A 26497-nucleotide genomic window follows, 5' to 3' on the forward strand; every position below is an offset into this window, starting at 1 on the left:
AGGGCTAGGGAGGACCAGGGACATGAGCGAGGACAGGCGGCGGTGGCCGCTCTCCCCGGGGCAGCTGGGGATCTGGTACGGCCAGCGGTTGAACCCCGACAACGTGTTCGTCATGTCGGAGTACCTGGAGATCCACGGCGCGGTGGACGTGGCGCTGTTCGAGGAGGCGCTGCGCCGCACCGTGCTGGAGGCCGAGACCGTCCAGGTCCGGTTCGCCGAGGACGCCGACGGCGTGTGGCAGTTCCTCGCTCCGGACCCGCACCTGCACTTCTTCGACCACACCGACCGCGCCGACCCGGTGGGCGACGCGGTGGCGTGGATGGACGACGACCTCTACCGGCCCATGGACCTGGAAAAGGGCCCGCTGTCGGTGGACGCGCTGTTCAAGGTCGAGGACGAGCGGTACCTGTACTACCAGCGCAACCACCACGTGATCGCGGACGGGGTGAGCGGGCGCATCTTCACCGACCGCCTCGCCACGGTCTACTCGGCGCTCGTGGCGGGGGAGGAGCCGCCGCCCAGCGCGTTCGCCACCCTCCAGCAGTACCTGGACGACGACGCGGCGTACCGGGCCTCGGACGCCTACCGCCGCGACCAGGAGCACTGGCGGACCCGCCTCGCCGACCGGCCCGCGCCGGTCGGCCTCACCTCGGGCACCGCGCCCGCCAGCGCCCGTCCCGCCCGCGCCACCGCGCACGTCGACCCGGCGTTGATGGACCGGATGAAGGAGCTCACCCGGGCCAACGCGTCCACCTGGCCGATGGCGCTGACCGCCGCCACCGCCGTCTACCTGCACCTGGTCACGGGCGCCCGCACCACGCCCGTCGGCTTCCCCGTGATGGCGCGCAAGAGCAAGCTGCTGCGCGACACGCCCGGCATGGTCAGCAACATCCTCGCGCTGTTCGTGGACCTCGACCCGGCGGTGACGTTCGTCGACGTGCTGCGCCGCACCACCGTCGAGGCCCGCACCACGCTCAAGCACCAGCGGTACCGGCAGGAGGACGTGCTCCGCGACCTCGGCCTGGTGCGCGGCGCGGGCCAGCTGGCGAACGTCGTGGTCAACATCATGCCGTTCGACTACAACGTGACCTTCGGCGGACACCCGGTCACCGCGCACAACCTGTCCAACGGCGTGATCGACGACGTCGAGATCACCGCCTACGACCGGTCCGACGGCAACCCCGTGCGGATCGACCTGGACGGCAACGAGTTCCTCTACACCGCCGACGAGGTGGCCGGGCACCTGGACCGGCTGCTGCGGCTGCTCGACCGGCTGCTGGCCGACCCGGACGCGCCGCTGGCGTCGTTCGACCTGCTCGACGCCGCCGAGCGCGACCAGGCGCTGGACGGCTGGAACCGCACCGACGCCCCGTTGGACGACGAGGACGGCGTGGTGCGCCGGGTTCGGGATCACGCCCGCCGCACCCCCGACTCGGTGGCCGTGGTGGACGACGAGGGGCCGACCACCTACGCCGAACTGGCCGGGCGCGCCGCGGCGCTGACCCGCCGGTTGTGGGACGCGGGGGTCGGGCGCGGTGACGTCGTCGCGCTGCCCACCGCCCCGGGCCGCGACTTCGTGGTGTCCGTGCTGGCGGTGCTCGGCGCGGGCGCGGCCTACGTGCCGGTGGACTCCGACGCGCCGATCGCCCGCGGCCGCGCGCTCGTCGCCGACAGCGGCGCACGGCTCGTGCTCGCCTCGCCGGCCGTCGCCTCCTTCGCCGGCGACCTGGGTGCCGAGCTGGTGCTCGTCACCGACGAGATCGCCGACGACTGGCCCGAGCCCGTCGGCGCGGGGGACGACCTCGCGTACGTGCTGTTCACGTCAGGGTCGACCGGCAAGCCCAAGGGCGCCATGGTCACCCACCGGGGCATGGTGAACCACCTGCTGGCCAAGGTCGAGGACTGCGCGCTGTCCGAAGTGGACACCGTGGTGCAGAACGCGCCGCTGACGTTCGACATCTCCATCTGGCAGATGCTCGCGCCGCTCGTGGCCGGCGGCACGGCGCGGGTCGTCACCCGGGAGCTCGCCGCCGACCCGCGCGGCCTGTTCGACCGGACCGACGCCGAACGCGTGGCCGTGCTGGAGGTCGTGCCGTCGCTGCTGCGCGCCGCGCTGGACCTGTGGGACGCCGACGGCGGCCGGCCCGGGCTGGCCTCGCTGCGCCTGCTCGTGGCCACGGGCGAGGCGCTGCCCGCCGACCTGTGCGCCCGCTGGCTCGACGCGTTCCCCGGCATCCCGCTGATGAACGCCTACGGACCCACCGAGTGCGCCGATGACGTCACGCACGCCTTCATCACCTCGCCCGCCGACGTGGCCGACGGCGTGCCGATCGGCAGCGCGCTGCGCAACACCCGCCTGTACGTGCTGGACGACCGGCTGCGGCCGGTGCCGGTCGGCACGCCCGGCGAGCTCTACGTCGGCGGCGAGGGCGTCGGCCGGGGCTACCTCGGCGACCCGGGCCGCACGGGCGTGGTGTTCGTGCCCGACCCGTTCACGCCGCGTCCCGGCCGCCGCATGTACCGCACCGGCGACTACGTGGTGCGCCGCGCCGACGGGTCGCTGGTGTTCCTGGAGCGCCGCGACCACCAGGTGAAGGTCCGGGGCCACCGCATCGAGCTGGGCGAGGTCGAGGCCGCGCTCACCGACGCCGTCGACGCGGTCGCGGTCGTCGTGCGCGAGGACCGGCCCGGGGACAAGCGGCTGGTCGCGTACGTGACGCCCGCCGACGTGGACGTGACGGCGCTTCGGGCGACCGCGGAGTCCCGGTTGCCGGGGTACATGGTGCCGTCGGCGTTCGTCGGGCTGGACGCGTTGCCGTTGACGCCCAACGGGAAGCTCGACCGGCACGCGTTGCCCGCGCCCGACGCGGGCGCCGCCGGCCGCGCGCCCCGCACGCCGCTGGAAGAACTGCTGGTCGCCGTGTTCGCCGACGTGCTCGGCGTCGAGCGGGTCGGCGTGGACGAGGGGTTCTTCGACCTCGGCGGGCACTCGCTGCTCGCCACCCGGCTGATCAGCAAGGTGCGGGCCGCGCTCGGCGTGGAGCTGTCCCTGCGCTCGGTGTTCGACCACCCGACCCCGGCCGGGCTCGCGCTCGTCGTGGACGGGGCCGCCGTCGCCCGCTCCCGTCCCGCCGCACGGCCGCGCCCGGACCTCGTGCCGCTGTCGTCCGCCCAGCGCCGGCTGTGGTTCCTGCACGGCCTGGACGAGACCGGCGGCACCTACAACGTGCCGCTGCCGCTGCGCCTGACCGGACCGCTCGACCGGGCCGCGCTGCTGGCCGCCCTCGGTGACGTCGTCGCCCGCCACGAGCCGCTGCGCACCCGTTACCCCGAGGTCGGCGGCGAGCCCGTCCAGCACGTGCTCGACGCGGCCGACGCCCTGCGCCTGCTGCCCGACCACGTGGAGGCGGTGGCCGTCGCCGACCCGGCGGCGGAGATGACCGCCGCCACCGGCCACCGCTTCGACCTCGCGCACGGCCTGCCGTGGCGGTTGTGGCTGTTCGAGACCGGCGGCGATCGACCCGGGTCCGACGAGCACGTGCTGCTGCTGGTCGTGCACCACATCGCCGCCGACGGCTGGTCGCTGGCACCGCTGCTGCGCGACCTCGGCACGGCCTACCGCGCCCGGCACGCGGGCGTCGCCCCGGAGTTCACGCCGTTGCCGTTGCAGTACGCGGACTACGCGCTGTGGCAGCGGGACGCGCTCGGCGACGAGGACGACCCGGACGGCGCGCTCAGCCGCCAGGTCCGGTTCTGGCGCGACCGGCTCGCCGGCCTGCCCGACGTGCTGGAGCTGCCCGCCGACCGTCCGCGCCCGGACGTGCCGTCGCACCGGGGCGCCCGCGTGCCGCTGACCGTGGACGGCGAGCTGTACGGTCGGCTGGCCGACATCGCGCGGGAGACGCGCACGAGCGTGTTCATGGTGCTGCACGCGGCCGTGGCGGCGTTGTTGACGAGGTTGGGCGCGGGGACCGACGTCCCGCTGGGGACGGCGGTGGCGGGGCGTTCCGACGAGGTGCTGGACGACCTGGTCGGGTTCTTCGTCAACACGCTGGTGCTGCGCACGGACACGTCCGGCGACCCGACTTTCCGCGAGTTGCTGGAACGGGTGCGGCAGACCGACCTGGCCGCGTTGGCGCACCAGGACGTGCCGTTCGAGCGGCTGGTGGAGGAGCTGAACCCGCGCCGGTCGTTGGCGCGGCACCCGCTGTTCCAGGTGATGCTGGTCCTCCAGAACACGCCCGACCCGGACGTCGAGCTGCCGGGCCTGGACGTCGCCGTGGCCGACCTGCGCACGGCCGTGGCCAAGTTCGACCTGTGGTTCGACCTGTACGAGACGCGTGACGACAGCGGCGCGGTCACCGGTGTCGCCGGCGCCCTGGAGTACGCGCTCGACCTGTTCGACGAGGCCACCGCGCGGCACCTGGTGACCCGGCTGGTCACGCTCCTCGCGGCCGTCGCCGCCGACCCCGCCACCCCGCTGGGACGCCTCGACCTGCTCACCGCCGACGAACGGCACGCCGAACTCGTCACCTGGAACGACACCGCCCGGCCCGTCGACGGCACGTCCCTGGTCGCCCGGTTCGAGGCGCGGGCCGCCGCCACGCCCGACGCGCCCGCCGTGGTGTCCGACGAGGGCTCCTTGACCTACCGGCAGCTCGACGCGGAGGCCGACCGGTGGGCGCACCGGCTCGCCGCCGCGGGCGTCGCCGCCGAAACGCCGGTCGCGCTGCTGATGGACCGGTCGCCCGCGCTGGTGGTCGTGATCCTCGCGGTGCTCAAGGCGGGCGGCTACTACGTGCCGCTGCACGAGTCGTACCCGGTGGAGCGCCTGGACTTCGTGCTCGCGGACCTCGACGCGCCCGTCCTGGTCACCGACCGGCCGGCGCTGCCCGAGGGGCTGACCGCGCCCGTGCACGTCGTGCGCACCGACGAGCAGCCGCCCGCCGCGGGACCGCTGAACCGGCGTGCGCACCCCGACCAGCTCGCGTACGTGATGCACACGTCCGGTTCCACGGGTGTGCCCAAGGGCGTCGCCGTCACGCACGCGAACGTCGTGGAACTGGCCACCGACCGGCTGTTCACCACGCCCGCGCACGCCCGCGTGCTGCTGCACTCGTCGCACGCCTTCGACGCCGCCACCTATGAGCTGTGGGCCCCGCTGCTGTCCGGCGGCACGGTCGTCGTCGCGCCGCCGGGCGTGCTGGACATCGTCACGCTCGGCCGGGTCGTCGCCGACCACCGCGTCACCGCGCTGTGGCTGACCGCCGGGCTGTTCCGGCTGGTCGCGGAGGAGGCGCCGACGTGCCTGGCGGGCGTGCGGGAGGTGTGGACCGGCGGTGACGTCGTGCCCGCCGCCGCGGCGGCCCGCGTCCGCGCGCACTGCCCGGACCTGACCGTCGTCGACGGCTACGGCCCCACCGAGACCACGACGTTCGCCACCCGCTTCGCCCTGCGGCCCGGCGAACCCGACCCGGAGGCCATGCCCATCGGTCTGCCGATGGACAACACGCGCGTGCACGTCCTCGACGCCGACCTCGGGCTCACCCCGCCCGGCGCGGTGGGCGAGCTGTACGTGGCGGGCACCGGGCTCGCGCGCGGCTACCTGGGCCGGGCCGGGCTGACCGCCGAGCGGTTCGTGCCCGACCCGTACGGGCCGCCCGGCGAGCGCATGTACCGCACCGGCGACCTGGTGCGGCGGCTGCCCGACGGACGGCTGGCGTTCCACGGGCGGGCCGACGACCAGGTGAAGCTGCGGGGCTTCCGCATCGAGCCCGGCGAGGTCGAGGCCGTGCTGGCGCGGCACCCGGACGTGGCGCACGCGGTCGTCGCCGTGCGTGCCGACCACCGCGGTGAACGTCGGCTCGTCGCGTACGTCGTGCCCGGCGAGGGCGTGGTCGTGGACCAGGCGGCGTTGCGCGCCCACGTCGGCGACGTGCTGCCCGCGTACATGGTGCCGTCGGTGGTGGTGGAGCTGGACTCGTTGCCGCTCAACGCCAACGGCAAGGTCGACCGGCACGCCCTGCCCGCGCCCGCCACCGCCGCCCCGTCGCCGTCCCGCGCGGCGCACGGCGTGGAGAAGGCGCTGTGCGGGCTGTTCGCCGACGTGCTCGGGGTGGAGTCGGTCGGCGTGGACGACGGGTTCTTCGACCTCGGCGGCCACTCGCTGCTCGCCATGCGGCTGATCGGCCGGGTCCGTGCGGTGCTGGGCGTGGAGGCGCCGATCCGCGCGGTGTTCGAGCACCCGACGCCCGCCGGGCTGGCCCGCGCCCTGCACGACGCCGCGCCCGCCCGTGCCCGCGTGACGCCCCGGCCCCGGCCCGACGTGGTGCCGTTGTCCGCCGCCCAGCAGCGCCTGTGGTTCCTCGACCGGCTGGACGAGGCGGGCGGCATGTACACCGTGCCGCTGGCCGTGCGGCTGACCGGGGCGTTGGACGACTCGGCGCTGCTCGCGGCGGTGGCCGACGTCGTGGTGCGGCACGAGGTGCTGCGGACCGTGTTCCCCGAGGTCGACGGCGCGCCGCGGCAGGCGGTGCTGGACCCGGCGGCGGCGGTCGCGCTGCTCAGCGCCGCGACCAGGCGGGTCGAGACCACCGAGGAGGCGTTGACCGGCGAGCTGGCCGACGCCGTGCGGCACAAGTTCGCCCTGGCCGACGACCTGCCCGTGGCCGTCCGGCTGTACCGGCTCGCCGCCGACCACCACGTGCTGCTCCTGCTGCTGCACCACGTGGCCGCCGACGGCTGGTCCCTCGCGCCGCTGCTGCGCGACCTCGGCGTCGCCTACCGCGCCCGGCACGCCGGCGTCGCGCCGGAGTTCACGCCGTTGCCCGTGCAGTACGCGGACTACACGTTGTGGCAGCACGACGTGCTCGGTTCCGACGACGACGAGCACAGCCCGTTGCGCGCCCAGCTCGACCACTGGCGCGCCCGGCTGGCCGACCTGCCCGACACGGTGGACCTGCCGGCGGACCGGCCCCGTGCCGGTCGGCCGGAGCACGAGGGCGGCTCCGTGCCGTTGCGGCTGGATGCGGGCGTGCACGCCCGTGTGGCGCGATTGGCCGCTGCGCACGGCGCGAGCCCGTTCATGGTGCTGCACGCCGCGCTGGCCGCGTTGCTGACCCGGTTGGGTGCGGGCGTCGACATCCCGGTCGGCACGCCCGTGGCCGGTCGGCGTGACGAGGCGTTGGACGACCTGGTCGGGTTCTTCGTGAACACGCTCGTGCTGCGGGTGGACACGTCGGGTGAGCCGTCGTTCGCCGAGCTGGTCGAGCGGGTGCGCGACGTCGACCTGGCCGCGTTCGCCAACCAGGACGTGCCGTTCGACCGGTTGGTCGAGGAGCTGGCGCCGCGGCGGTCGCTGGCTCGGCACCCGTTGTTCCAGGTGTTGCTCGTGCTGCAGAACAACGCCGACCCGGACCTGGACCTGCCGGGCGTCACGCCGGAGGTGGTGGACCTGCCGGCCGGGCCCGCCAAGTTCGACCTGTCGTTCACGTTGGCCGAGCGGCAGTCCGACGGTGAGCCCGCGGGGTTGAGCGGGGAGCTGGAGTACAGCCGGGACCTGTTCGACGAGGACACGGCGATCCGGGTGGCGGGCTGGTTCGCCCGCGTCCTGGACCAGGCCACGGCCGAGCCGTCGCGGCGGGTCGGTGAGCTGGACCTGCTCGCGCCCGGGGAGGCGGACCACCTGGCCCGGGGTGCCGCCGGACCGGTCGGTTCGGTGCCTGATCAGACGGTGCTCGCCGTGTTCGAGCGGTTCGCCGCGGTGCACGGTGATCGGCAGGCGTTGGTGGCCGGTGAGGTTCGGCTGACGGCGGCCGAGGTGGAACTCCGGGCCAACCGGCTCGCACACACCCTGCTCCGCCGGGGGACGGCGGTCGGCGACTTGGTGGCCGTGGTGCTGCCGCGCTCGGTCGACACGGTCGTTGCGCTGCTGGCCGTGCTGAAGGCGGGCGCCGTGTACCTGCCGCTCGACCCGGACCACCCGGAGGAACGGCGGCGCACCACCCTCTCCGACGCCCGCCCGGTCCTGATCATCACGGACACGGTGACGGCCGCCACCCTGCCGCCCGAACCGGCCAGGATCATCCTGGACACCCCACCCACCACCACAGTCGGCACCGCATCCCCGCACACCGATACGCCCCACCCCGGTTCAAACCGCAACCCTGCAATTCCCACCGCCATTTCCCACCACGACAGGGCCCGCACCGAGGCGGTCATCACTGCATCGGCCCGCGCCGACGCGCCTGATGTCGGTTCAATCCGCAAACCTGCAATTTCCACCGCCGCGGCCCACACCGCCGCGGCCCGCGCCGAGTCGGTCCGCGCCGAGGCGGTCGGCGCCGACGTGGCCGGTGTCGAGTCGGTCCGCGCCGATGCGGTTCGCATGGATGCCGTGCGCGCTGATCTGGTTGGTGGCGATGGGATTGGCAGGGATGCGATTCTTGGCGACGCGGCCCGTATCGACATCGCCTCCGGTGACACGGACCGCACTGACGCGGCGCCCACCGATGCCGACCGGACCCGGCCGTTGACGGCGCGTGATGCCGCGTACGTCATCTACACCTCCGGGTCGACCGGTCGGCCCAAGGGGGTTGTGGTCGAGCACGGGTCGCTCGCAAACCTCCTGCGCCACCACCAAGAGCACGTCTTCGCCCCCATCGCGAACCGCCTCGGCCGTGATCGGTTGCGGGCGGCGTTGACGGCGCCGGTGGCGTTCGACGCGTCATGGGACCCGGTGCTGTGGATGCTCGCCGGCCACGAGCTGCACGTCATCGGCGACGACGCCCGCCGCGACCCGGACGCCCTCGTGGCCCACCTCCGCCACGAGCGCATCGACGTCATCGAGACCACACCGTCCTATGCAGACCACCTCATCGCCCACGGCCTGCTGGACGGCGAAGAGCGACACCCCTCCGTCGTGCTGCTCGGCGGCGAGGCGGTGCCCTCCCACCTCTGGCAGACGCTGCGCGCCACGCCCGGACTGGTGGCGCTCAACCTCTACGGCCCCACCGAGTCCACAGTGGACTCGATGATCGCCGACCTGGCCGACCACCCCGCCCCCGTCATCGGCACGCCGGTGCTCAACACCCGGGCGCACGTCCTCGACGCCTGGCTGCGGCCCGTGCCCGTGGGCGTGCCCGGCGAGCTGTACCTGTCCGGCCCGAACGTCGCCCGCGGCTACCTCGACCGACCCGCCCTCACCGCCCACCGGTTCGTCGCGGACCCCTTCACCGGCGCCGGCACGCGCATGTACCGCACCGGCGACCTCGCCCGCCGCCTGCCCGACGGGCACGTGGAGTTCCTCGGCCGCGTCGACGGCCAGGTGAAGGTGCGCGGCTTCCGGGTCGAACCCGGCGAGGTGGAAGCCGCGCTGCGCCGCCACGACGGCGTCGACACGTGCGCCGTCCTGCTGCGCCCGGACCACGGCGGCACGCCCCGGCTCGTCGCCTACGTCACCGCGACACCGGGCACGCGGCTGGACCCGGCGGCCCTGAGGTCCGCCCTGCGCGCCGAACTGCCCGACTACATGGTGCCGTCCGCGGTGGTGGTGCTGGACGAACTCCCGTTGAGCCGCAACGGCAAGCTCGACCACGCCGAGCTGCCCGCGCCCGCCGCCCCCGATCCGACACCCCGACCGGAGGGCACGCGCACCGCACGTGAAGAGGCGCTGTGCGCGGTGTTCGCCGACGTGCTCGGCCTGCCCGACGTCGGCGTGGACGACAGCTTCTTCGACCTCGGCGGCGACAGCATCGGCTCCATCCAGCTCGTCAGCCGCGCCCGCCGGGCGGGCCTGGTGTTCACCCCGCGCGACGTGTTCGAGCGCAAGACCGCGGCCGAACTCGCCCGGGTGGCCGTCGAGCCCGCCGACGCCCGCCTCGTGGCCGACCCGACCGGCAGCGGCCCGGCCGTGCTCACGCCGGTCGTGCGCTGGTTCCTCGACAGCGGCGGCACGCTCGACGGCTTCAACCAGGCCCAGCTCGTCGCCGTGCCGGCGGAACTGGGCCGGGACCGGCTGCTGGGCGCGCTCGACGCGCTGCTGGACCACCACGACGCCCTGCGCGCCCGCCTCGACCGCGACGCGGAGGGCGAGTGGGTCTACGAGATCGCCGACCGCGGCACGGTCCGCGCCGCCGACCTCACCCGCCGCGTGGACGTGACCGGGCTGGACGACACCGCGCGTGCCGCGGCCGTCCGCACCGAGGCCGACACCGCGTGGCGGCGCCTCGACCCGGCACGGGGCGTGCTCGTGCAGGCGGTGTGGTTCGACGCGGGCCCGGCGCACCCCGGCGACCTGCTGCTGGTCGTGCACCACCTCGCGGTGGACGGCGTGTCGTGGCGCATCCTGCTGCCCGACCTCGCCCAGGCGTGGCACGCCCTCGCCGCCGGCCGCGACCCCGTGCTCGAACCCGTGTGGACGTCGTGGCGGCGCTGGTCGCACCTGCTGCACGACGCCGCGCACGACCCGGCCCGCGCCGACCAGCTCCCGTACTGGACCGCCGTCCTCGACGGCCCGGACCCGCTGCTCGGCGCACGCCCCCTCGACCCGGCGCGCGACACCGTCGGCACCGCGCGCACCAGCGAAGTCGTCCTCACCGTGGCGGACACCGCGCCGCTGCTCACGGAGGTGCCCGCCGCGTTCCACGCGGGCGTGGACGACGTGCTGCTCACCGCGCTCGCGCTGGCCGTCGGCCGGTGGCGGGAACGGCGCGGCCGCGGCGCGGAGACCTCCGTGCTGCTCCAGGTCGAGGGCCACGGCCGCGAGGACGTCGTGCCGGACGTGGAGCTGTCCCGCACGGTCGGCTGGTTCACCAGCGTGCACCCGGTGCGGCTGGACCCCGGCCGGGTCGGCTGGCCCGAGCTGCTCGCCGGCGGACCCGCCGCGGGCACCGCGCTGAAGCGGGTCAAGGAACAGCTGCGCGAGCTGCCGGAGAAGGGCGTCGGCTACGGCCTGCTGCGCCACCTCAACGACGACACGGCGGGCAAGCTCGCGGGCCTGGGCGCGCCGCAGATCGCGTTCAACTACCTGGGCCGCGTCGACACCGCCGCGCCCGGCGGCGACCGGCTGTGGCTGCCCGCGCCCGGTTTCACCGCGCCCGTCGGCCACGACGACCTGCCGTTCGTGCACGCGATCGAGGTCACGGCCGTCACCGAGGACACACCGGACGGCCCACGCCTGGCCGCCACCCTCGCCTGGCCCGCCGACCTGCTCGCCGACACCGAGGCCGCCGACCTCGGCACGGCGTGGCGGGAGGCGCTGCGCGGGCTGGTCGAGCACGTCCGGGGCACGGCGGCGGGCGGGCTCACCCCGTCCGACGTCGACCTGGTCCCGCTCAGCCAGGACGAGCTGGACCTGCTGGAAGACGACGAAGACGACGAGAGCGAGGACTTGGACCGATGAGCAAGAAGTCCGCAGTCGAGGACGTCCTGCCGCTGTCGTCGTTGCAGGAGGGGTTCCTCTTCCACGCCCTGTACGACCGCGACGGCCTGGACGTCTACACCGTGCAGATGGCCACCGAGCTGACCGGCCCGGTGGACGTGCCCGCGCTCCGCGCCGCCGCCGACGCGTTGCTGCGCCGGCACGCGAACCTGCGCGTCGGGTTCCGGCACAAGGGCCTGGACCGGCCCGTGCAGGTGGTGCGCCGCGAGGTGCGCGCGCCGTGGCGCGAGGTCGACCTGACCGCCGCCGCCGACCCGGAGGCGGACTACACCGACCTGGTCGACGAGGAACGCGCCCGCCGCTTCGACATGGCCCGCGCGCCGCTGCTGCGGTTCGTGCTGGTCGTGCTGCCCGGCCGGGTGCACCGGCTGCTGCTGACCATGCACCACATCCTGATGGACGGCTGGTCCACCCCAGTGTTCCTGGACGAGCTGTTCACCCTCTACGAGCACGCGGGCGACGACTCCGCGATGCCCCGCGTCACCCCCTACCGCGACTACCTGGGCTGGCTCAAGCGCCAGGACGTGGACGGCGCGCTGTCCGCCTACGACGAGGTGCTGGCGGGCCTCGACGGGCCGACGCTCGTCGGGTCGGCCGCGGACAACGCCTCCGTGGTGCCCGACGGCGTGCTGGTCGAGCTGGACGACGAGCTGACCGACGCCCTCACCCGCACCTCCCGCGCCCGCGGCTGGACGATGAACACCCTCGCCCAGGGCGCGTGGGGCGTGGTGCTCGGCCGCTACCTCGGCCGCCGCGACGTCGTGTTCGGCGGCACGGTGTCCGGCCGGCCCGCCGAGCTGCCGGGCGTGGAGACGATGCTCGGCCTGTTCATCAACACGCTGCCGGTGCGGGTGTCGTGGACCGCCGGCCAGTCGCTGGGCGACCTGCTGACGGCCGTGCAGGACCGGCAGGCCGGGCTGATCGCGCACCAGCACGTGGGCCTGGCCGACGTGCAGCGCCGCACCGGCCACGGCGAGCTGTTCGACACCACGATGGTGTTCGAGAACTACCCGGTCGACGTCGACACCGCGCCCGTGCTGGGCGGCGGCGTGCGGATCACCGACTTCCAGGCCCGCGACGCCACGCACTACCCGATCAGCCTCGTCGGCCTGCCCGGCGAGCGGCTGGCGTTCCGCCTGGACTACCGGCCCGACGTGCTCGGCCGGGCGACCGTGGCGCGGATGGGCGAGTGGCTGCGGCTGGTGCTGCGCGCCATCGCCGCCGACCCCGACCGGGCGGTGAACGCCGTCGACCTGCTCGACGCGGACGAGCGGGACCGCATCCTGGTCGACTGGAACGACACCGACCACCCCGTGGAGCCGCTGCACCTGACCGCGCTGCTCGACCGGCAGGCCGCCGAGACCCCGGACGAGACCGCCGTGGTGCACGGGACCGAGCAGCGCACCTACGCCGAGCTGCACGCCGACGCCAACCGCCTCGCCCGCCTGCTGGTCGAGCAGGGCGCCGGGCCGGAAACCCTGGTGGCGGTGGCGCTCCCGCGCGGCACGCGCCTGGTCACGACGCTGCTCGCGGTGCTCAAGACCGGCGCGGGCTACCTGCCGCTCGACCCCGACCAGCCCGCCGAACGGCTCGCCGACATGCTCGGCGAGACCCGGCCCGTGCGGCTGGTCACCGACGCGACCCTCGCGCCCCGCCTCGCCGCGCTCGACGTGCCGACGTCGGTCCTCGACGAGCTGGACCACGCCACCCGCTCCGCCGAACCGCTGACCGACGCCGACCGACGCGCGCCGCTGCGGCTGGAGCACGCCGCGTACGTCATCTACACCTCCGGCTCCACCGGGCGTCCCAAGGGGACGTTGGTCGAGCACCGCGCCGCGGTGAACTACCTCCAGTGGTCGGTCGACGCCTACCCGTCCGTGCGGTCCGGCGCGTTCCTGCACTCGCCCGTCACGTTCGACCTCACCGTCACCGGCCTGTACGCGCCGCTGATCTCCGGCGGCGCCGTGCACCTGGGCGACCTGGCCGACGGGGGCATCGACCCGGCGAGCCCCACCGCGGCCGGTTTCGCGTACCTCAAGGGCACGCCCAGCCACCTGTCCGTGCTCGACGTGCTGCCGGACGCCTACTCGCCGACCGCCGAACTCGTCCTGGGCGGCGAGCCGCTGCCCGGCGCGCAGCTCGACGTGTGGCGCAAGCGCCACCCCGGCGCCCGCGTGGTCAACGAGTACGGCCCCACCGAGACCACGGTCGGCTGCACGTCGCTCGTGGTCGAGCCGGGCGACGAGATCCCGGCCGAGGTGCTGTCGCTCGGCCGTCCACTGTGGAACACGCAGGCGTACGTGCTGGACGACGCGTTGCGCCCGGTGCCGCCCGGCGTCGTCGGCGAGCTCTACATCGCGGGCGAGAACCTGGCCCGCGGCTACGTGGCCCGGCCCGGTCTCACCTCCGGCCGGTTCGTCGCCAACCCGTACGGCCCGGCCGGCTCGCGCATGTACCGCACCGGCGACCTGGCCCGGTGGGGCGAGCACGGCGACCTGCTGTTCGCCGGCCGCGCCGACGACCAGGTGAAGATCCGCGGCTACCGCGTCGAGCTGGGCGAGATCGAGTCCGTGCTGTCCCGGCACCCCTCGACCGGGCCGGTCGGCGTGGTCGTGCGCGAGGACCAGCCCGGCGACCAGCGGCTCGTCGCCTACGTCGTGCCCGCCGAGGGCCACGACTTCGACCCGGTCGCGCTGCACGCGCACGTCACCGCCGCCGTGCCGGACTACATGGTGCCGTCGGCGTTCGTCCGGCTCGACGCGCTGCCGCTGACCACCAACGGCAAGCTGGACCGCCGCGGCCTGCCCGCGCCGGACGTGGTCGGCGGCACCGCCGCGACCGGCCGTGCCCCGCGCAACTTCACCGAGGAAGTGCTGGTCGGCGTGTTCGCCACGGTCCTCAACCTGCCGTCGGTCGGCGTGGAGGACAGCTTCTTCGACCTCGGCGGTCACTCCCTGCTCGCCACCCGCCTGGTCAGCCGGGTCCGGTCGGTGCTGGACGTCGAGCTGTCCATCCGCTCGGTGTTCGAAGCGCCCACGCCCGCCGCGCTGGCGGCGCTGGCCGAACGCGCCCGCGGCACCCGCCACGACGTGGAGGTGTTGCCCCGCCCGGACGTGCTGCCCCTGTCGTACGCCCAGCGGCGCCTGTGGTTCCTCGACCGCCTGGAGGAGGCGGCGGGCATGTACAACGTGCCGCTGCCGCTGCGCCTGACCGGGCGGCTGGACCGGGACGCGCTCACGGCGGCGTTCCGCGACGTCGTGGCCCAGCACGAGTCGTTGCGCACCACGTTCCCCGAGGTCGACGGCGAACCGCGCCAGCACGTGCTCGACGCGCCCGACCTGCCGGTGGCGCACGTCGAGGTGGACGAGGACGACCTGCCCGCCGCCATCGCCGACGCCCTGGGCCACCGGTTCGACCTGGCCGCCGAGCCGCCGTGCCGGGTGTGGCTGTTCGAGCTCGCGCCCGACGAGCACGTGGTGCTGTTCCTGGTGCACCACATCGCGGGCGACGGCTGGTCGTTGACGCCCCTGCTGCGCGACCTCGGCACGGCCTACCGCGCGCGGCTGGCCGGCACGGCGCCGGACCTGCCGCCGCTGCCGTTGCAGTACGCGGACTACACGCTGTGGCAGCGGCGCGTTCTCGGGTCCGACGAGGAGGAGGGCAGCGCGCTCGCCGCGCAGGTCGAGTTCTGGCGCGCCCAGCTGGCCGGGCTGCCCGAGGTGCTGGAGCTGCCGGCGGACCGGCCGCGCCCGGCGGTGGCGTCCTACCGGGGCGGGCGGGTGCCGTTGCGGCTGGACGCCGACACGCACACCAGGCTCGTGGCGCTGGCGCGGCAGACCCGCACGACGGTGTTCATGGTGCTCCAGGCGGCCGTGGCGGCGTTGTTGACCCGGTTGGGCGCGGGCACCGACATCCCGTTGGGCACGGCGGTGGCCGGGCGTTCCGACGAGGCGTTGGACGACCTGGTCGGGTTCTTCGTCAACACGCTGGTGCTGCGCACCGACACCTCCGGCGACCCGACGTTCAAGGAACTGCTGGAACGGGTGCGGCAGACCGACCTGGCCGCGTTGGCGCACCAGGACGTGCCGTTCGAGCGGTTGGTGGAGGTGCTCAACCCCCGCCGGTCGCTGGCGCGCCACCCGCTGTTCCAGGTGATGCTCGTGCTGCAGAACACCCCCGAGGCCGACCTGGACCTGCCGGACCTCGCCATCGACCTCGAAGACGTGCCCGGCGGCGCGGCGAAGTTCGACCTGCTGCTCGACCTGCGCGAGACCCACGACCACGCGGGGCGGCCGGCCGGTGTGGAAGGCGACCTCGAACACGCCCTCGACCTGTTCGACGCGTCGACCGCCCGGGTGCTCGTGCGGCGGCTCGTGCGGCTGCTGGAGACCGTCGTCGCCGACCCGGCGATCCGGCTCGGCGAGGTGGACGTCCTGGATCCCGCCGAACGCGAACGCGTGCTGCACACGTGGAACGACACCGCGCGGCCCGTGCCCGAGGTGTTCGTGGAGCGGCTCGTCGCCCGGCAGGCGGGCCGCACGCCGGACGCGATCGCCGTCGTCGGCCCCGACCGCGTGCTCACGTACGCCGAGCTGGACGCCCGCGCCGACCGGCTCGCCGCCCTGCTCGTGGCCCGCGGCGTGCGGCCGGAGACCGTGGTCGCGGTCTCGTTGCCCCGCACGTCCGAAGCGGTGGTCTCGCTGCTTGCGGTGCTGAAGGCGGGCGGCGCGTACGTGCCGCTGGACCCCGGCCACCCGGCCGAGCGGGTGGCGTTCGTGCTGGACGACACCCGACCGGTGTGCGTGGTCGCCGACCGCACCACGGCTCCCCGCCTCACCACCGCCGCCGCCGACCGGCTCGTCCTGCTCGACGACCCGGCCGTCGCCGAACGCCTCACCCGGCCCGTCGCGCCACCGACCCCGGCCGTGCACGGCGGGTCGCTCGCCTACGTGATCCACACCTCCGGCTCCACCGGCCGTCCCAAGGGCGTCGCCGTGACGCGGCACGGCATGGCGAACCTCGTCGGCTGGGCCGCCGACCACTTCACCGCCGACGAGCTGTCCTCGGTGCTGCTGTCCACCTCGTTGAACTTCGACGTGTCCGTCTTCGAGCTGTTCACCCCGCTCACGGTGGGCGGTCGGGTCGAGGTCGTGGAGAACCTGACCACCCTCGTGGAGCGCGGCGGCTGGACGGGCGGCCTCGTCAGCGGCGTGCCCTCGGTGTTCGCCCAGGTCCTCGCGGCCGGGGTGGAGCTGGACGCGCGGGCCGTCGTGCTGGCCGGCGAAGGCCTGCCCGCGAGCGTCTACAACGACGTGCGCGCCGCCCTCCCGGCCGCCCGGATCGACAACATCTACGGACCCACCGAGGCCACCGTCTACACCCTCCAGTGGGGTTCCACGGCGCCCGACCCGCTCGACGGCCCCGCGCCCACCGGCCGTCCACTGTGGAACACCCGCGCCTACGTGCTGGACGCGGCCATGCGGCCCGTGCCGCCCGGCACCCCCGGTGAGCTGTACCTGGCGGGCGAGAGCCTGGCCCGGGGCTACGTCGGGCGCGCCGCGCTCACCGCGGAGCGGTTCGTGGCCGACCCGTTCGGCCGCGGCGGGCGGCTCTACCGCACCGGCGACCTCGTGCGCTGGGGCGCGGCCGGCCAGTTGGAGTACCTCGGCCGCTCCGACGACCAGGTGAAGCTGCGCGGCTTCCGGATCGAGCTCGGCGAGGTCGAGTCCGCGCTCGCCCGGCACGCCGACGTGGACCGCGCCGCCGTCGTGGTCCGCGAGGACCGGCCGGGGGACAAGCGGCTCGTCGGGTACGTCGTGCCCGCCCGCGCCCTCGACCCGGCCGCCGTGCTCGACACCGTGCGCGCGACCCTGCCCGCCTACATGGTGCCCGCCGCGCTCGTCGTGCTCGACGCGTTCCCCTTGAACGCCAACGGCAAGCTCGACCGCCGGGCCCTGCCCGCGCCGGACGCCGCCGCGATCGGCGACGCCGCGCCGCGCACACCCGCCGAAGAGGTGCTGTGCGCGGTGTTCGCGGACGTGCTCGGCCTGGACCGGGTCGGCGTGGACGACGGGTTCTTCGACCTCGGCGGCCACTCGCTGCTCGCCACGCGCCTGGTGAGCCAGGTGCGTGCGGCGATGGGCGTGGAACTGCCGCTGCGCGCGGTGTTCGAAGCCCCGACGCCCGCGCTGCTGGCCGCCCGCGCCACCGCCGCCGGCGCCGCCCGCGAGGGCGTCACCCGCGCCGAGCGGCCCGACGTGGTGCCGCTGTCGTTCGCCCAGCGCCGCCTGTGGTTCCTCGACCGGTTGGAGGACGCCAACGGGATGTACAACATCCCGATCGCGCTGCGGCTCTCCGGCGACCTGGACGTGACCGCGCTGCGCGCCGCGCTCGGCGACGTGCTGGCCCGCCACGAGTCGCTGCGCACCGTCTTCCCCGACTCCGACGGCACGCCGCGCCAGCTCGTGGTGCCCGCCGCCGAGGCCGACGAGGCGCTGACCCGGGCGTTCAGCGTGCGCACCACCGACGCGAGCGTGCTGCGCGAACGCCTGGACGAGGCGGCGGCGTGCACGTTCGACCTGGCCCGCGAACTGCCGCTCAAGGCGTGGCTGTTCGAGCTGTCGCCCTCCGAGCACGTGCTGCTGCTGGTGCTGCACCACATCGCGGGCGACGGCTGGTCGTTCACGCCGCTGACCCGCGACCTCGGCCACGCCTACCGCGCCCGCCTCGCCGGACGCGCCCCCGACCTGCCGGAACCGCCGGTCCAGTACGCGGACTACGCGCTGTGGCAGGCCGACGTGCTGGGCGCGGACGGCGACCCGGACTCGACGGGCACGGCGCAGCTGGAGTTCTGGCGGCGGCAGCTCGACGGCATCCCCGACGCGCTGGAGCTGCCGACCGACCGGAGGCGGCCCGCCGTCGCCTCCCACCGCGGCGGACTCGTCCGGTGGCACGTGGACGCCGACCTGCACGCCGACCTGCTGACCCTGGCCCGCCGAACCGGCACGAGCCTGTTCATGGTGCTCCAGGCGGCGATCTCGGCGCTGCTGACCCGGCTGGGCGCCGGTGAGGACGTGGTCCTCGGCACGGCCGTCGCGGGCCGCACGGACGCCGCGCTGGAAGACCTGGTCGGATTCTTCGTCAACACGCTCGTGCTGCGGACCGACACGTCCGGCGACCCCGCGTTCGAGGAGCTGCTCGGCCGGGTCCGGCAGACCGACCTGGCCGCGTTCGCGCACCAGGACCTGCCGTTCGACCGGCTCGTGGACGCGCTCAACCCCGAGCGGTCCGTCGCGCGGCACCCGCTGTTCCAGGTGATGCTCGTGCTCCAGAACGCGCCCGAGCCGGACCTGGAGCTGCCCGGCCTGAGCCTGGACCTGGTGGACCTCGGCGAGGGCCCGGCGAAGTTCGACCTGTCGTTCGACCTGGGCGAGACCCACCGCGACGGCGCGCCGGCGGGCCTGGAGGGCACCATCCAGTTCGCCGCCGACCTGTTCGACCGCCCCACCGCCGAAGCCCTCGGCGCACGCCTGACGCGCGTGCTGAGGACCGTCGCCGCCGACGCCGCCACCCCGGTGAGCGCACTGCCGGTCCTGGGCGAGGGTGAACGCGGCATCGTGCTGGACGTGTGGGGCCGCAACCCCTCCCACCGGGCCCGCAACACGGTCGTCGGCCGCTTCCGCGCCCAGGTCGCGAAGGCCCCGGACGCGGTGGCCCTGGTCGACGGCGACCGCGAGCTGACCTACGCCGAGGTGGACGCCCGCGCCCGCGCGCTCGCCCACCACCTGGTCGGGATCGGGGTGCGGGCCGAGACGCGGGTGGCCGTGCTCGCCCGCCGCACCGCCGAGCGGACCGTCGCCACCCTCGCCACGCTCTACGCGGGCGGCGCCTACGTGCCGCTGCACGACGGCAACCCCGTCGAGCGGCACAACCTGATCCTCGCCGACACCGCCGCGGCGGTCCTGCTCACCGACCGCGCCGACCTGCCCGCGGGCCTGGCCGTGCCGGCGCACGTCGTGGACTTCACGGCCGGGCTGCCGCCCGCACCCGACACCGGGCTGCCGACACCGCACCCGGACCAGTTGGCGTACGTCATCCACACGTCCGGCTCCACGGGCGTGCCGAAGGGCGCGGCCGTCACCCACGCCAACGTGGTGGAGCTGGCCACCGACTCGATCTTCACCACGGGCGCGCACCACCGCGTCCTCGTCCACTCCTCCTACGCGTTCGACGCGAGCACGTACGAGATGTGGGTGCCGCTGCTCAACGGCGGCGCCGCCGTCGTGGACTCGCCGGACGACGTGGACATCGCCGGTCTGGCCGCCGCGATCCGCCGGCACGGCGTGACCGCGCTGTGGCTCACCTCGGGCCTGTTCCGGGTGGTCGCGGAGGAGGCGCCGGAGACGTTGGCGGGCCTGCGCGAGGTGTGGACCGGCGGTGACGTGGTGTCCGAGCACGCCGTGGCCACCGTGCGCCGGGCGTGCCCGGACCTGGTGCTGGTCAACGGCTACGGCCCCACCGAGACCACCACGTTCGCCTCGCGCCACGCCGTGCTGCCCGGCGACGTGGCCGCGAGCCCGTTGCCCATCGGCGCCCCGATGGCCGGGACCGCGCTGCGCGTGCTGGACGGCCGCCTCCAGCCCGTGCCGCCGGGCGTGACGGGCGAGCTGTACGTGGCCGGCGGCAAGCTGGCCCGCGGCTACCTGGCCCGACCGGGGCTCACCGCCGAGCGGTTCCTGCCCGACCCGCACGGCGCGCCCGGCGACCGCATGTACCGCACGGGCGACCTGGCCCGCTGGTCGCGCGACGGCAGGCTGGAGTTCGTCGGCCGCACCGACGGCCAGGTGAAGCTGCGCGGCTTCCGGATCGAGCCGGGCGAGGTCGAGGCCGCGCTGACCGGCCGGGCGGGCGTCACGGGCGCGGCGGTCGTGCTCCGCGAGGACCGGCCCGGTGAACGCCGGCTCGTCGCCTACCTCGTCGGCGACGACGTGGACGTGGCGCGAGCGCGTGCCGCGGCCGTCGCCGCCCTGCCGGACTACTCGGTGCCGTCGGCGTTCGTGGTGCTGCCCGAGCTGCCGCTGACCGTCAACGGCAAGGTCGACCGCCGCGCGCTGCCCGCCCCGCACCGGGAAGCCGCGCCGGTGACCGTGCCCCGGACGGCCGTGGAAGAGGCCCTGGCCATGGTCTTCGCCGACGTGCTCGGGGTGGAGCGGGTCGGCGTGGACGACGGGTTCTTCGATCTGGGCGGCGACAGCATCATGTCGATCCAGCTGGTCAGCCGCGCCCGCACGGCCGGCTGGGTGTTCACCCCGCGCGACGTGTTCGAGCTGAAGACCGTCCGACGCCTCGCCGACGTCGCCGTGCCGCTGACCGAGCAGGACGACGTGGCCGACCGCGACGGCGTGGGCGAGGTGCCGCTGCTGCCGATCGTGGAGTGGCTGCGCGCCGGCGGCGGCCCGATCGACGGGTTCAACCAGTCGCACGTGGTCGCCACACCCGCCGGGACCACCACCGGGCACCTGGTGGACGCCCTGGCCGTCGTGCTCGACCACCACGACGCGCTGCGCACCCGGCTGCACCGCGACGACGACGGCTGGGCGCTGGAAGTCCTGCCGCACGGCGCGGTGAGGGCCGAGGAGCACGTCGCCCGCGTCGACGTCGCCGGACTCGCCGAGGGCGACCTGGCGGCGGTGGTCGCCGAGCACACCGAGACCGCCCGCCGCGCCCTGCGACCCGACGACGCGGTGATGCTGCGCCTGGTCTGGTTCGACGCCGGGCCCGACGCGCCCGGCCGGCTGCTCGTCCTGGCGCACCACCTGGTCGTGGACGGCGTGTCGTGGCGGGTCCTGCTGCCCGACCTCGCCTCCGCCGCGACCGCCGCCCGCCTGGGCGTCCCGCCCGAGCTGCCGCCGGTGCGGACGTCGTGGCGGCGCTGGGCCACCCGCCTCGCCGAGGCGGCGACGCAACCGCGGTGGGCGGAGCAGCTGCCGCACTGGCTCGCCACCGCCGACACCGCCCAACCCGCCCTCGCCGCACGCCCGCTCGACCCGCGCCGCGACACCCTCGCCACGGCGCGGACCGCGGTGGTCGAGGTCGACCCGGACGTCACCACGGCCTTGCTGACGACCGTGCCCGCCGCGTTCCGCGTCAGCGTGGACGACGTGCTGCTCACCGGCTTCGGCCTGGCCGTGCGCGAGTGGCTGGCCCGGCGCGGCGAACGGCTGCCCGACGCGCTGCTGGTGGACCGCGAGGGCCACGGCAGGCACGAGGACGCCGTGGCGCCGGGGTTGGACCTGTCCCGCACGGTCGGCTGGTTCACCAACCTCTACCCGGTGCGGGTGGACGTGCCGCCGCTGAGGTGGGACGACGTGCTCGCCGCCGGCGAGCCCGTGGGCGCGGCGCTCAAGCAGGTCAAGGAAGGGCTGCGCGCGGTGCCCGACCACGGCCTCGGCTACGGCCTGCTGCGCCACCTCAACCCGGACACCGCGGGCAAGCTCGCCGCCTGCCCGGCGCCGCAGATCGGGTTCAACTACCTGGGCCGCACGAGCGTCGGCGCGACCGGCCGCGACTGGACGCCGTCGTCCGACGCGGGTGGCGCGGTGGGCGACGACGGGCTGCCGTTCGCCCACGTGCTGGAGGTCAACGCCTTCACCGAGGACGGCGCGGGCGGGCCGCGTCTCGTCGCCGCCCTGTCGTGGCCCGCCGCCCTGCTCGACGAACCGGACGTGGTCGCGCTCGGCGGGCTGTGGCGCGACGCCCTGGCCGCGCTCGCCGCCCACGCCCGCGACCCGCGCGCCGGCGGCCTCACGCCCTCCGACGTGGCGCTGGTGCCCTTGTCGCAGAAGAACATCGACCACTTGGAGGCCATGATGAGGAAGGCGGGCCGAGCATGAGCGCCGCACCGCGCATCGAGGACATCCTCCCGCTGGCCCCGTTGCAGCAGGGCCTGCTGTTCCACGCCCTGCACGACACCGACGGCCTCGACTTCTACACCGTCCAGGTGGCCGTGGACCTCTACGGCGAACTCGGCGTGGACGCGCTGCACGACGCCGTGCGGGCGTTGGTGCGGCGGCACGCCGGGCTGCGGTCGGTGTTCGTGCACGAAGGGCTCGACCAGCCCGTGCAGGTCGTGCTCGACCACGTCGACGTGCCGTGGGAGGTGGTGGACTGCTCGAAGCTGTCCGTCGCCGAGGCGGAAGCGCGGTTCGAGGAGCGCTACGACGCCGAACGGCTGCGCCGCTTCGCGCTGCACGAGGACGTGCCGCTGCGGTGCGTGCTGTTCCGGATGCCGTTCAAGGACTTCCGGCTCGCCCTCACCCTGCACCACATCGCGGTCGACGGCTGGTCGATGCCCGTGCTGCTGGACGAGCTGTTCGAGCTGTACGACCGGCACGGCGACGAGAAGGGCATGGCGCCCGTCGCGCCCTACCGCGACTACCTGGCGTGGCTCGACGCCCGCGACCACGAGGTGTCCCGCAAGGCGTGGGACGAGGTGCTGCACGGGGTCTCCGAGCCGACGCTGGTCGGCGGGGCGGGACGGCCGGGGGAGCAGGCGCCGCCCGCGCGGCTGAAGGCGAAGCTGGGCGTGGAGCTGACCGGGCGGCTCGGCGAGCTGGCCCGTGAGCGCGGCTGGACGGTCAACACCGTCGTGCAGGCCGCGTGGGGCCTCACGCTCGGCGTGCACACCGGTCGCACCGACGTGGTGTTCGGCGGCACGGTGTCCGGCCGCCCGCCCGAGCTGCCGGGCGTGGAGCGCATGATCGGCCTGTTCATCAACACCTTGCCGGTGCGGGTGAGCTGGTCGCCCGACGACACCGCCGCGGACCTGCTCGACGCGCTCCAGTCGCAGCAGACCGGCCTGCTGGAGCACCAGCACGTCAACCTCGCCGACCTGCAGGGCCGGGTGGGGCGCGGGCCGCTGTTCGACACGACTTTGGTGTTCGAGAACTACCCGGCCGGCGACGAGGACAACACCGAGCTGGCCGGCGGCGCGTTCCTGATCGACGTGGAGGCCCGCGACGCCACGCACTACCCCGTGACGCTGATCGGCGTGCCGGGGGAGGACCTGGCGTTCCGGCTGGACCACCGGCCCGACCTGGTGGACGCGGCCGTCGCCCGCCGCCTGCTGGACTGGCTGCTGCGCGTCCTGGCAGACCTGGTCGAGCACCCGGACCGGCCGCTGAGCGCGATCACGCCGCTGGACGACGCCGACCGCGACCGCGTGCTGCACGAGTGGAACGCCACCGCGTCGCCCGTCGAGGACGTCACGCTCACCGACCTGCTGGACCGGCAAGGGGCGTCCTCGCCGCACGCCACGGCCGTCATCGACCACGACCGGGTGCTGGACTACGCCGGGCTGCACGCGTCCGCCGACCGCCTGGCCCGCCGCCTCGCCGCCGCGGGCGCCGGGCCGGACGCGCTGGTGGCCGTGTCGCTGCCGCGCTCGGCCGACCTGGTCGTGGCGCTGCTGGCCGTGCTGAAGTCCGGTGCGGCCTACCTGCCGCTGGACACCGACCTGCCGTCCCGGCGGCGCGCCGTGCTGCTGGCCGAGGCCCGGCCGGTGTGCGTGGTGACCGACGACCCGGCGGCGTTCGACGGCCTGCCGGTGGTGGAGGTGCGCGGCGCGGACGTGCGGGAGGTGGCGGTGAGCCGGGCGCGGCCGGACGACCTGGCGTACGTCATCCACACCTCCGGCTCCACGGGCACGCCCAAGGGCGTCGGCGTGCCGCACCGGGGCATCGTGAACCGCCTGCGGTGGATGCAGGACCGCTACGGCCTCGACGCCGACGACCGGGTGCTGCTCAAGACGCCGTACACGTTCGACGTGTCGGTGTGGGAGTTCTTCTGGCCGTTGATCACCGGTGCGGCGATCGTGGTCGCCAAGCCGGACGGCCAGCGCGATCCCGCGTACCTCGCGCGGGCGATCAACGACCACGGGGTGACGACCGTCCACTTCGTGCCGTCCATGTTGGACTCGTTCCTGGTGGAGCCCGCGCCCTGCCCGACCCTGCGCCGGGTGGTGTGCAGCGGCGAAGCGCTCCTGCCCGCGACCCGGGACCGGTTCCTGGCGGCGTACTCCGCCGAACTGCACAACCTGTACGGCCCCACCGAGGCGTCGGTCGACGTCACGTCGTGGCAGTGCGACGCGGACGACCCGCGCGTGCCCATCGGCAGGCCGGTGTGGAACACCCGCGCGTACGTGCTGGACGCCCGGCTCGCACCCGTGCCGCCCGGCGCGCCGGGCGAGCTGTACCTGGCGGGCGTGCAGCTGGCCCGCGGCTACCTCGGCCGCCCGGGCGTGACCGCGACGCGGTTCGTCGCCGACCCGTTCGGCCCGCCCGGCTCGCGCCTGTACCGCACCGGCGACCTGGCGCGGTGGGACGACGACGGCGTGCTCGTGTACCTGGGCCGTGTCGACGACCAGGTGAAGATCCGGGGCGTCCGGGTGGAGCTGGGCGAGGTGGAGGCCGCCGTGGCGCGGTGCGCCGGGGTGGCGCACGCGGCCGTCGCGGTGCGCGAGGACGTGCCCGGTGACCAGCGGCTGGCGGCGTACTTCGTGCCCGAGCCCGGTGCTTCGCCGGACCCGGACGCGGTGCGCGACCACGTGGCCGCCGAGCTGCCCGCGCACCTGGTGCCCGGCACGTTCACCGCGCTGGAGTCGTTGCCGCTCAACGCCAACGGCAAGCTGGACCGCCGCGCCCTGCCCGTGCCCACGGCGGTCGCGACCGCCGGCCGTGCGCCGCGCAACCTCACCGAGGACCTGCTGTGCCGCATGTTCGCCGAGGTGCTGCGGGTGAACGCCTTCGACCCGGATCGCGGGTTCTTCGCGGCGGGCGGCCACTCGCTGCTGGCCGTGACGCTGGCCGACCGGGTGCGGTCGCGGTTCGACGCCGACGTGACCGTGCGGACGCTGTTCGAGGCGCCCAGCCCGGCTGAGCTCGCCCGCCGCCTCGACGGCGACCCGGCCGCGACCGGTGTGGACGCCCTGGGCCCGGTCCTGCCGCTGCGGCCGGGCGGCACCGCGCCGCCGCTGTTCTGCCTGCACCCGGCCTCCGGCCTGAGCTGGTGCTACACCGGGCTGCTCGGCGCGCTCGACCCGGACGTGCCGCTCTACGGCCTCCAGGCGGACTTCCCGGCAACGGCCCGCCAGAACCCGCCCGACGACCGCTCGCTCGGCAGCCGGTCTCGTTCCCTCGAACCGAGCGACCACCGCCCCCTCGGCGATCCTCCGTCCCTCGGCGACCAAGCGGCCCGCTTCGTGGACCACATCCGCACCGTCGCGCCGCACGGCCCGTACCGCCTGCTGGGCTGGTCCATGGGCGGCCACCTCGCGCACGAGGTCGCGGTCCGCCTCCAGGAAGCCGGCGAGACCGTCGACCTGCTCGCCGTCCTCGACTCCTACCCCCGCGCCGACGCCACACCGCTGAGCACCGAAGAGGTCTTCGCCGACGCGTTCGCCGGCACCGGCCTGAGCCCCGAAGACCTCACCACCCCCGAGGGCCACGCCCGGGCCGTCGCCGCGGTGCGCACCGAACTCGGCGGCTACGAGCAGACCACCGACGACCTCGCCCGCGCCGTCCTGACCACCTACCTGGCCAACGGCCGCGCCCTGTCCGCCCACACCCCGCGCCGCTTCGACGGCGACCTGCTGTTCTTCCGCGCCACCGACGCCGCCGACCACCCGGAACGCGACCCGGACCGGTGGGCGCCGCACGTCACCGGCGCCATCCGCGTGCACGACGTGCCCGCACCCCACGAAGAGATGACTCGTCGAGACGTCCTCGACGAGGTCGCCACGGCGGTCGACGCCGCCCTGACGACGCCGCGACCCGAAGGAGACCCGCGATGAGCACCAACCCGTTCGAGGACGAGAACGGCACCTACTTCGTGCTGGTCAACGACGAGAACCAGCACTCCCTCTGGCCGCACTTCATCCCCGTGCCCGACGGCTGGCGCGTGGTGTTCGGCGAGGCGTCCCGCCAGGACTGCCTGGACCACGTCGAGGCGAACTGGACCGACATGCGCCCCAAGAGCCTCGTCGACGCCATGGGCGCCTGA

General features: G+C 74.9%; 4 protein-coding genes. All 4 read left to right on the forward strand.

Features of this window, described 5'->3' with window-relative positions:
• Positions 1-22 precede the first annotated feature (22 nt).
• Genes AB0I91_RS37295 through AB0I91_RS37310 form a run of 4 tightly spaced genes read left to right on the forward strand, consistent with a single transcriptional unit; the run spans position 23 to position 26497 of the window.
• A complete protein-coding gene (locus AB0I91_RS37295) occupies positions 23-11401 on the forward strand; it encodes an amino acid adenylation domain-containing protein (protein ID WP_499641066.1) in 11379 nt (3792 codons plus the stop codon).
• Positions 11398-22332: a non-ribosomal peptide synthetase gene (locus tag AB0I91_RS37300; protein WP_499641068.1), complete on the forward strand. Its 10935-nt coding sequence runs from the start codon at positions 11398-11400 to the stop codon at positions 22330-22332. The genes AB0I91_RS37295 and AB0I91_RS37300 overlap by 4 nt, the downstream gene beginning before the upstream one ends.
• Positions 22329-26288: an amino acid adenylation domain-containing protein gene (locus tag AB0I91_RS37305; protein ID WP_499641070.1), complete on the forward strand. Its 3960-nt coding sequence runs from the start codon at positions 22329-22331 to the stop codon at positions 26286-26288. Before AB0I91_RS37300 ends, AB0I91_RS37305 begins: the two co-directional genes overlap by 4 nt.
• A complete protein-coding gene (locus AB0I91_RS37310) occupies positions 26285-26497 on the forward strand; it encodes an MbtH family protein (protein ID WP_498783558.1) in 213 nt (70 codons plus the stop codon). Before AB0I91_RS37305 ends, AB0I91_RS37310 begins: the two co-directional genes overlap by 4 nt.

The organism is Actinosynnema sp. NPDC049800 (assembly GCF_040656635.1).
Lineage (GTDB): Bacteria > Actinomycetota > Actinomycetes > Mycobacteriales > Pseudonocardiaceae > Actinosynnema.

Coding starts and splice junctions, on each gene's coding strand:
- AB0I91_RS37295 (WP_499641066.1), top strand. CDS start 23: ATGAGCGAGGACAGGCGGCGGTGGCCGCTCTCCCCGGGGCAGCTGGGG.
- AB0I91_RS37300 (WP_499641068.1), top strand. CDS start 11,398: ATGAGCAAGAAGTCCGCAGTCGAGGACGTCCTGCCGCTGTCGTCGTTG.
- AB0I91_RS37305 (WP_499641070.1), top strand. CDS start 22,329: ATGAGCGCCGCACCGCGCATCGAGGACATCCTCCCGCTGGCCCCGTTG.
- AB0I91_RS37310 (WP_498783558.1), top strand. CDS start 26,285: ATGAGCACCAACCCGTTCGAGGACGAGAACGGCACCTACTTCGTGCTG.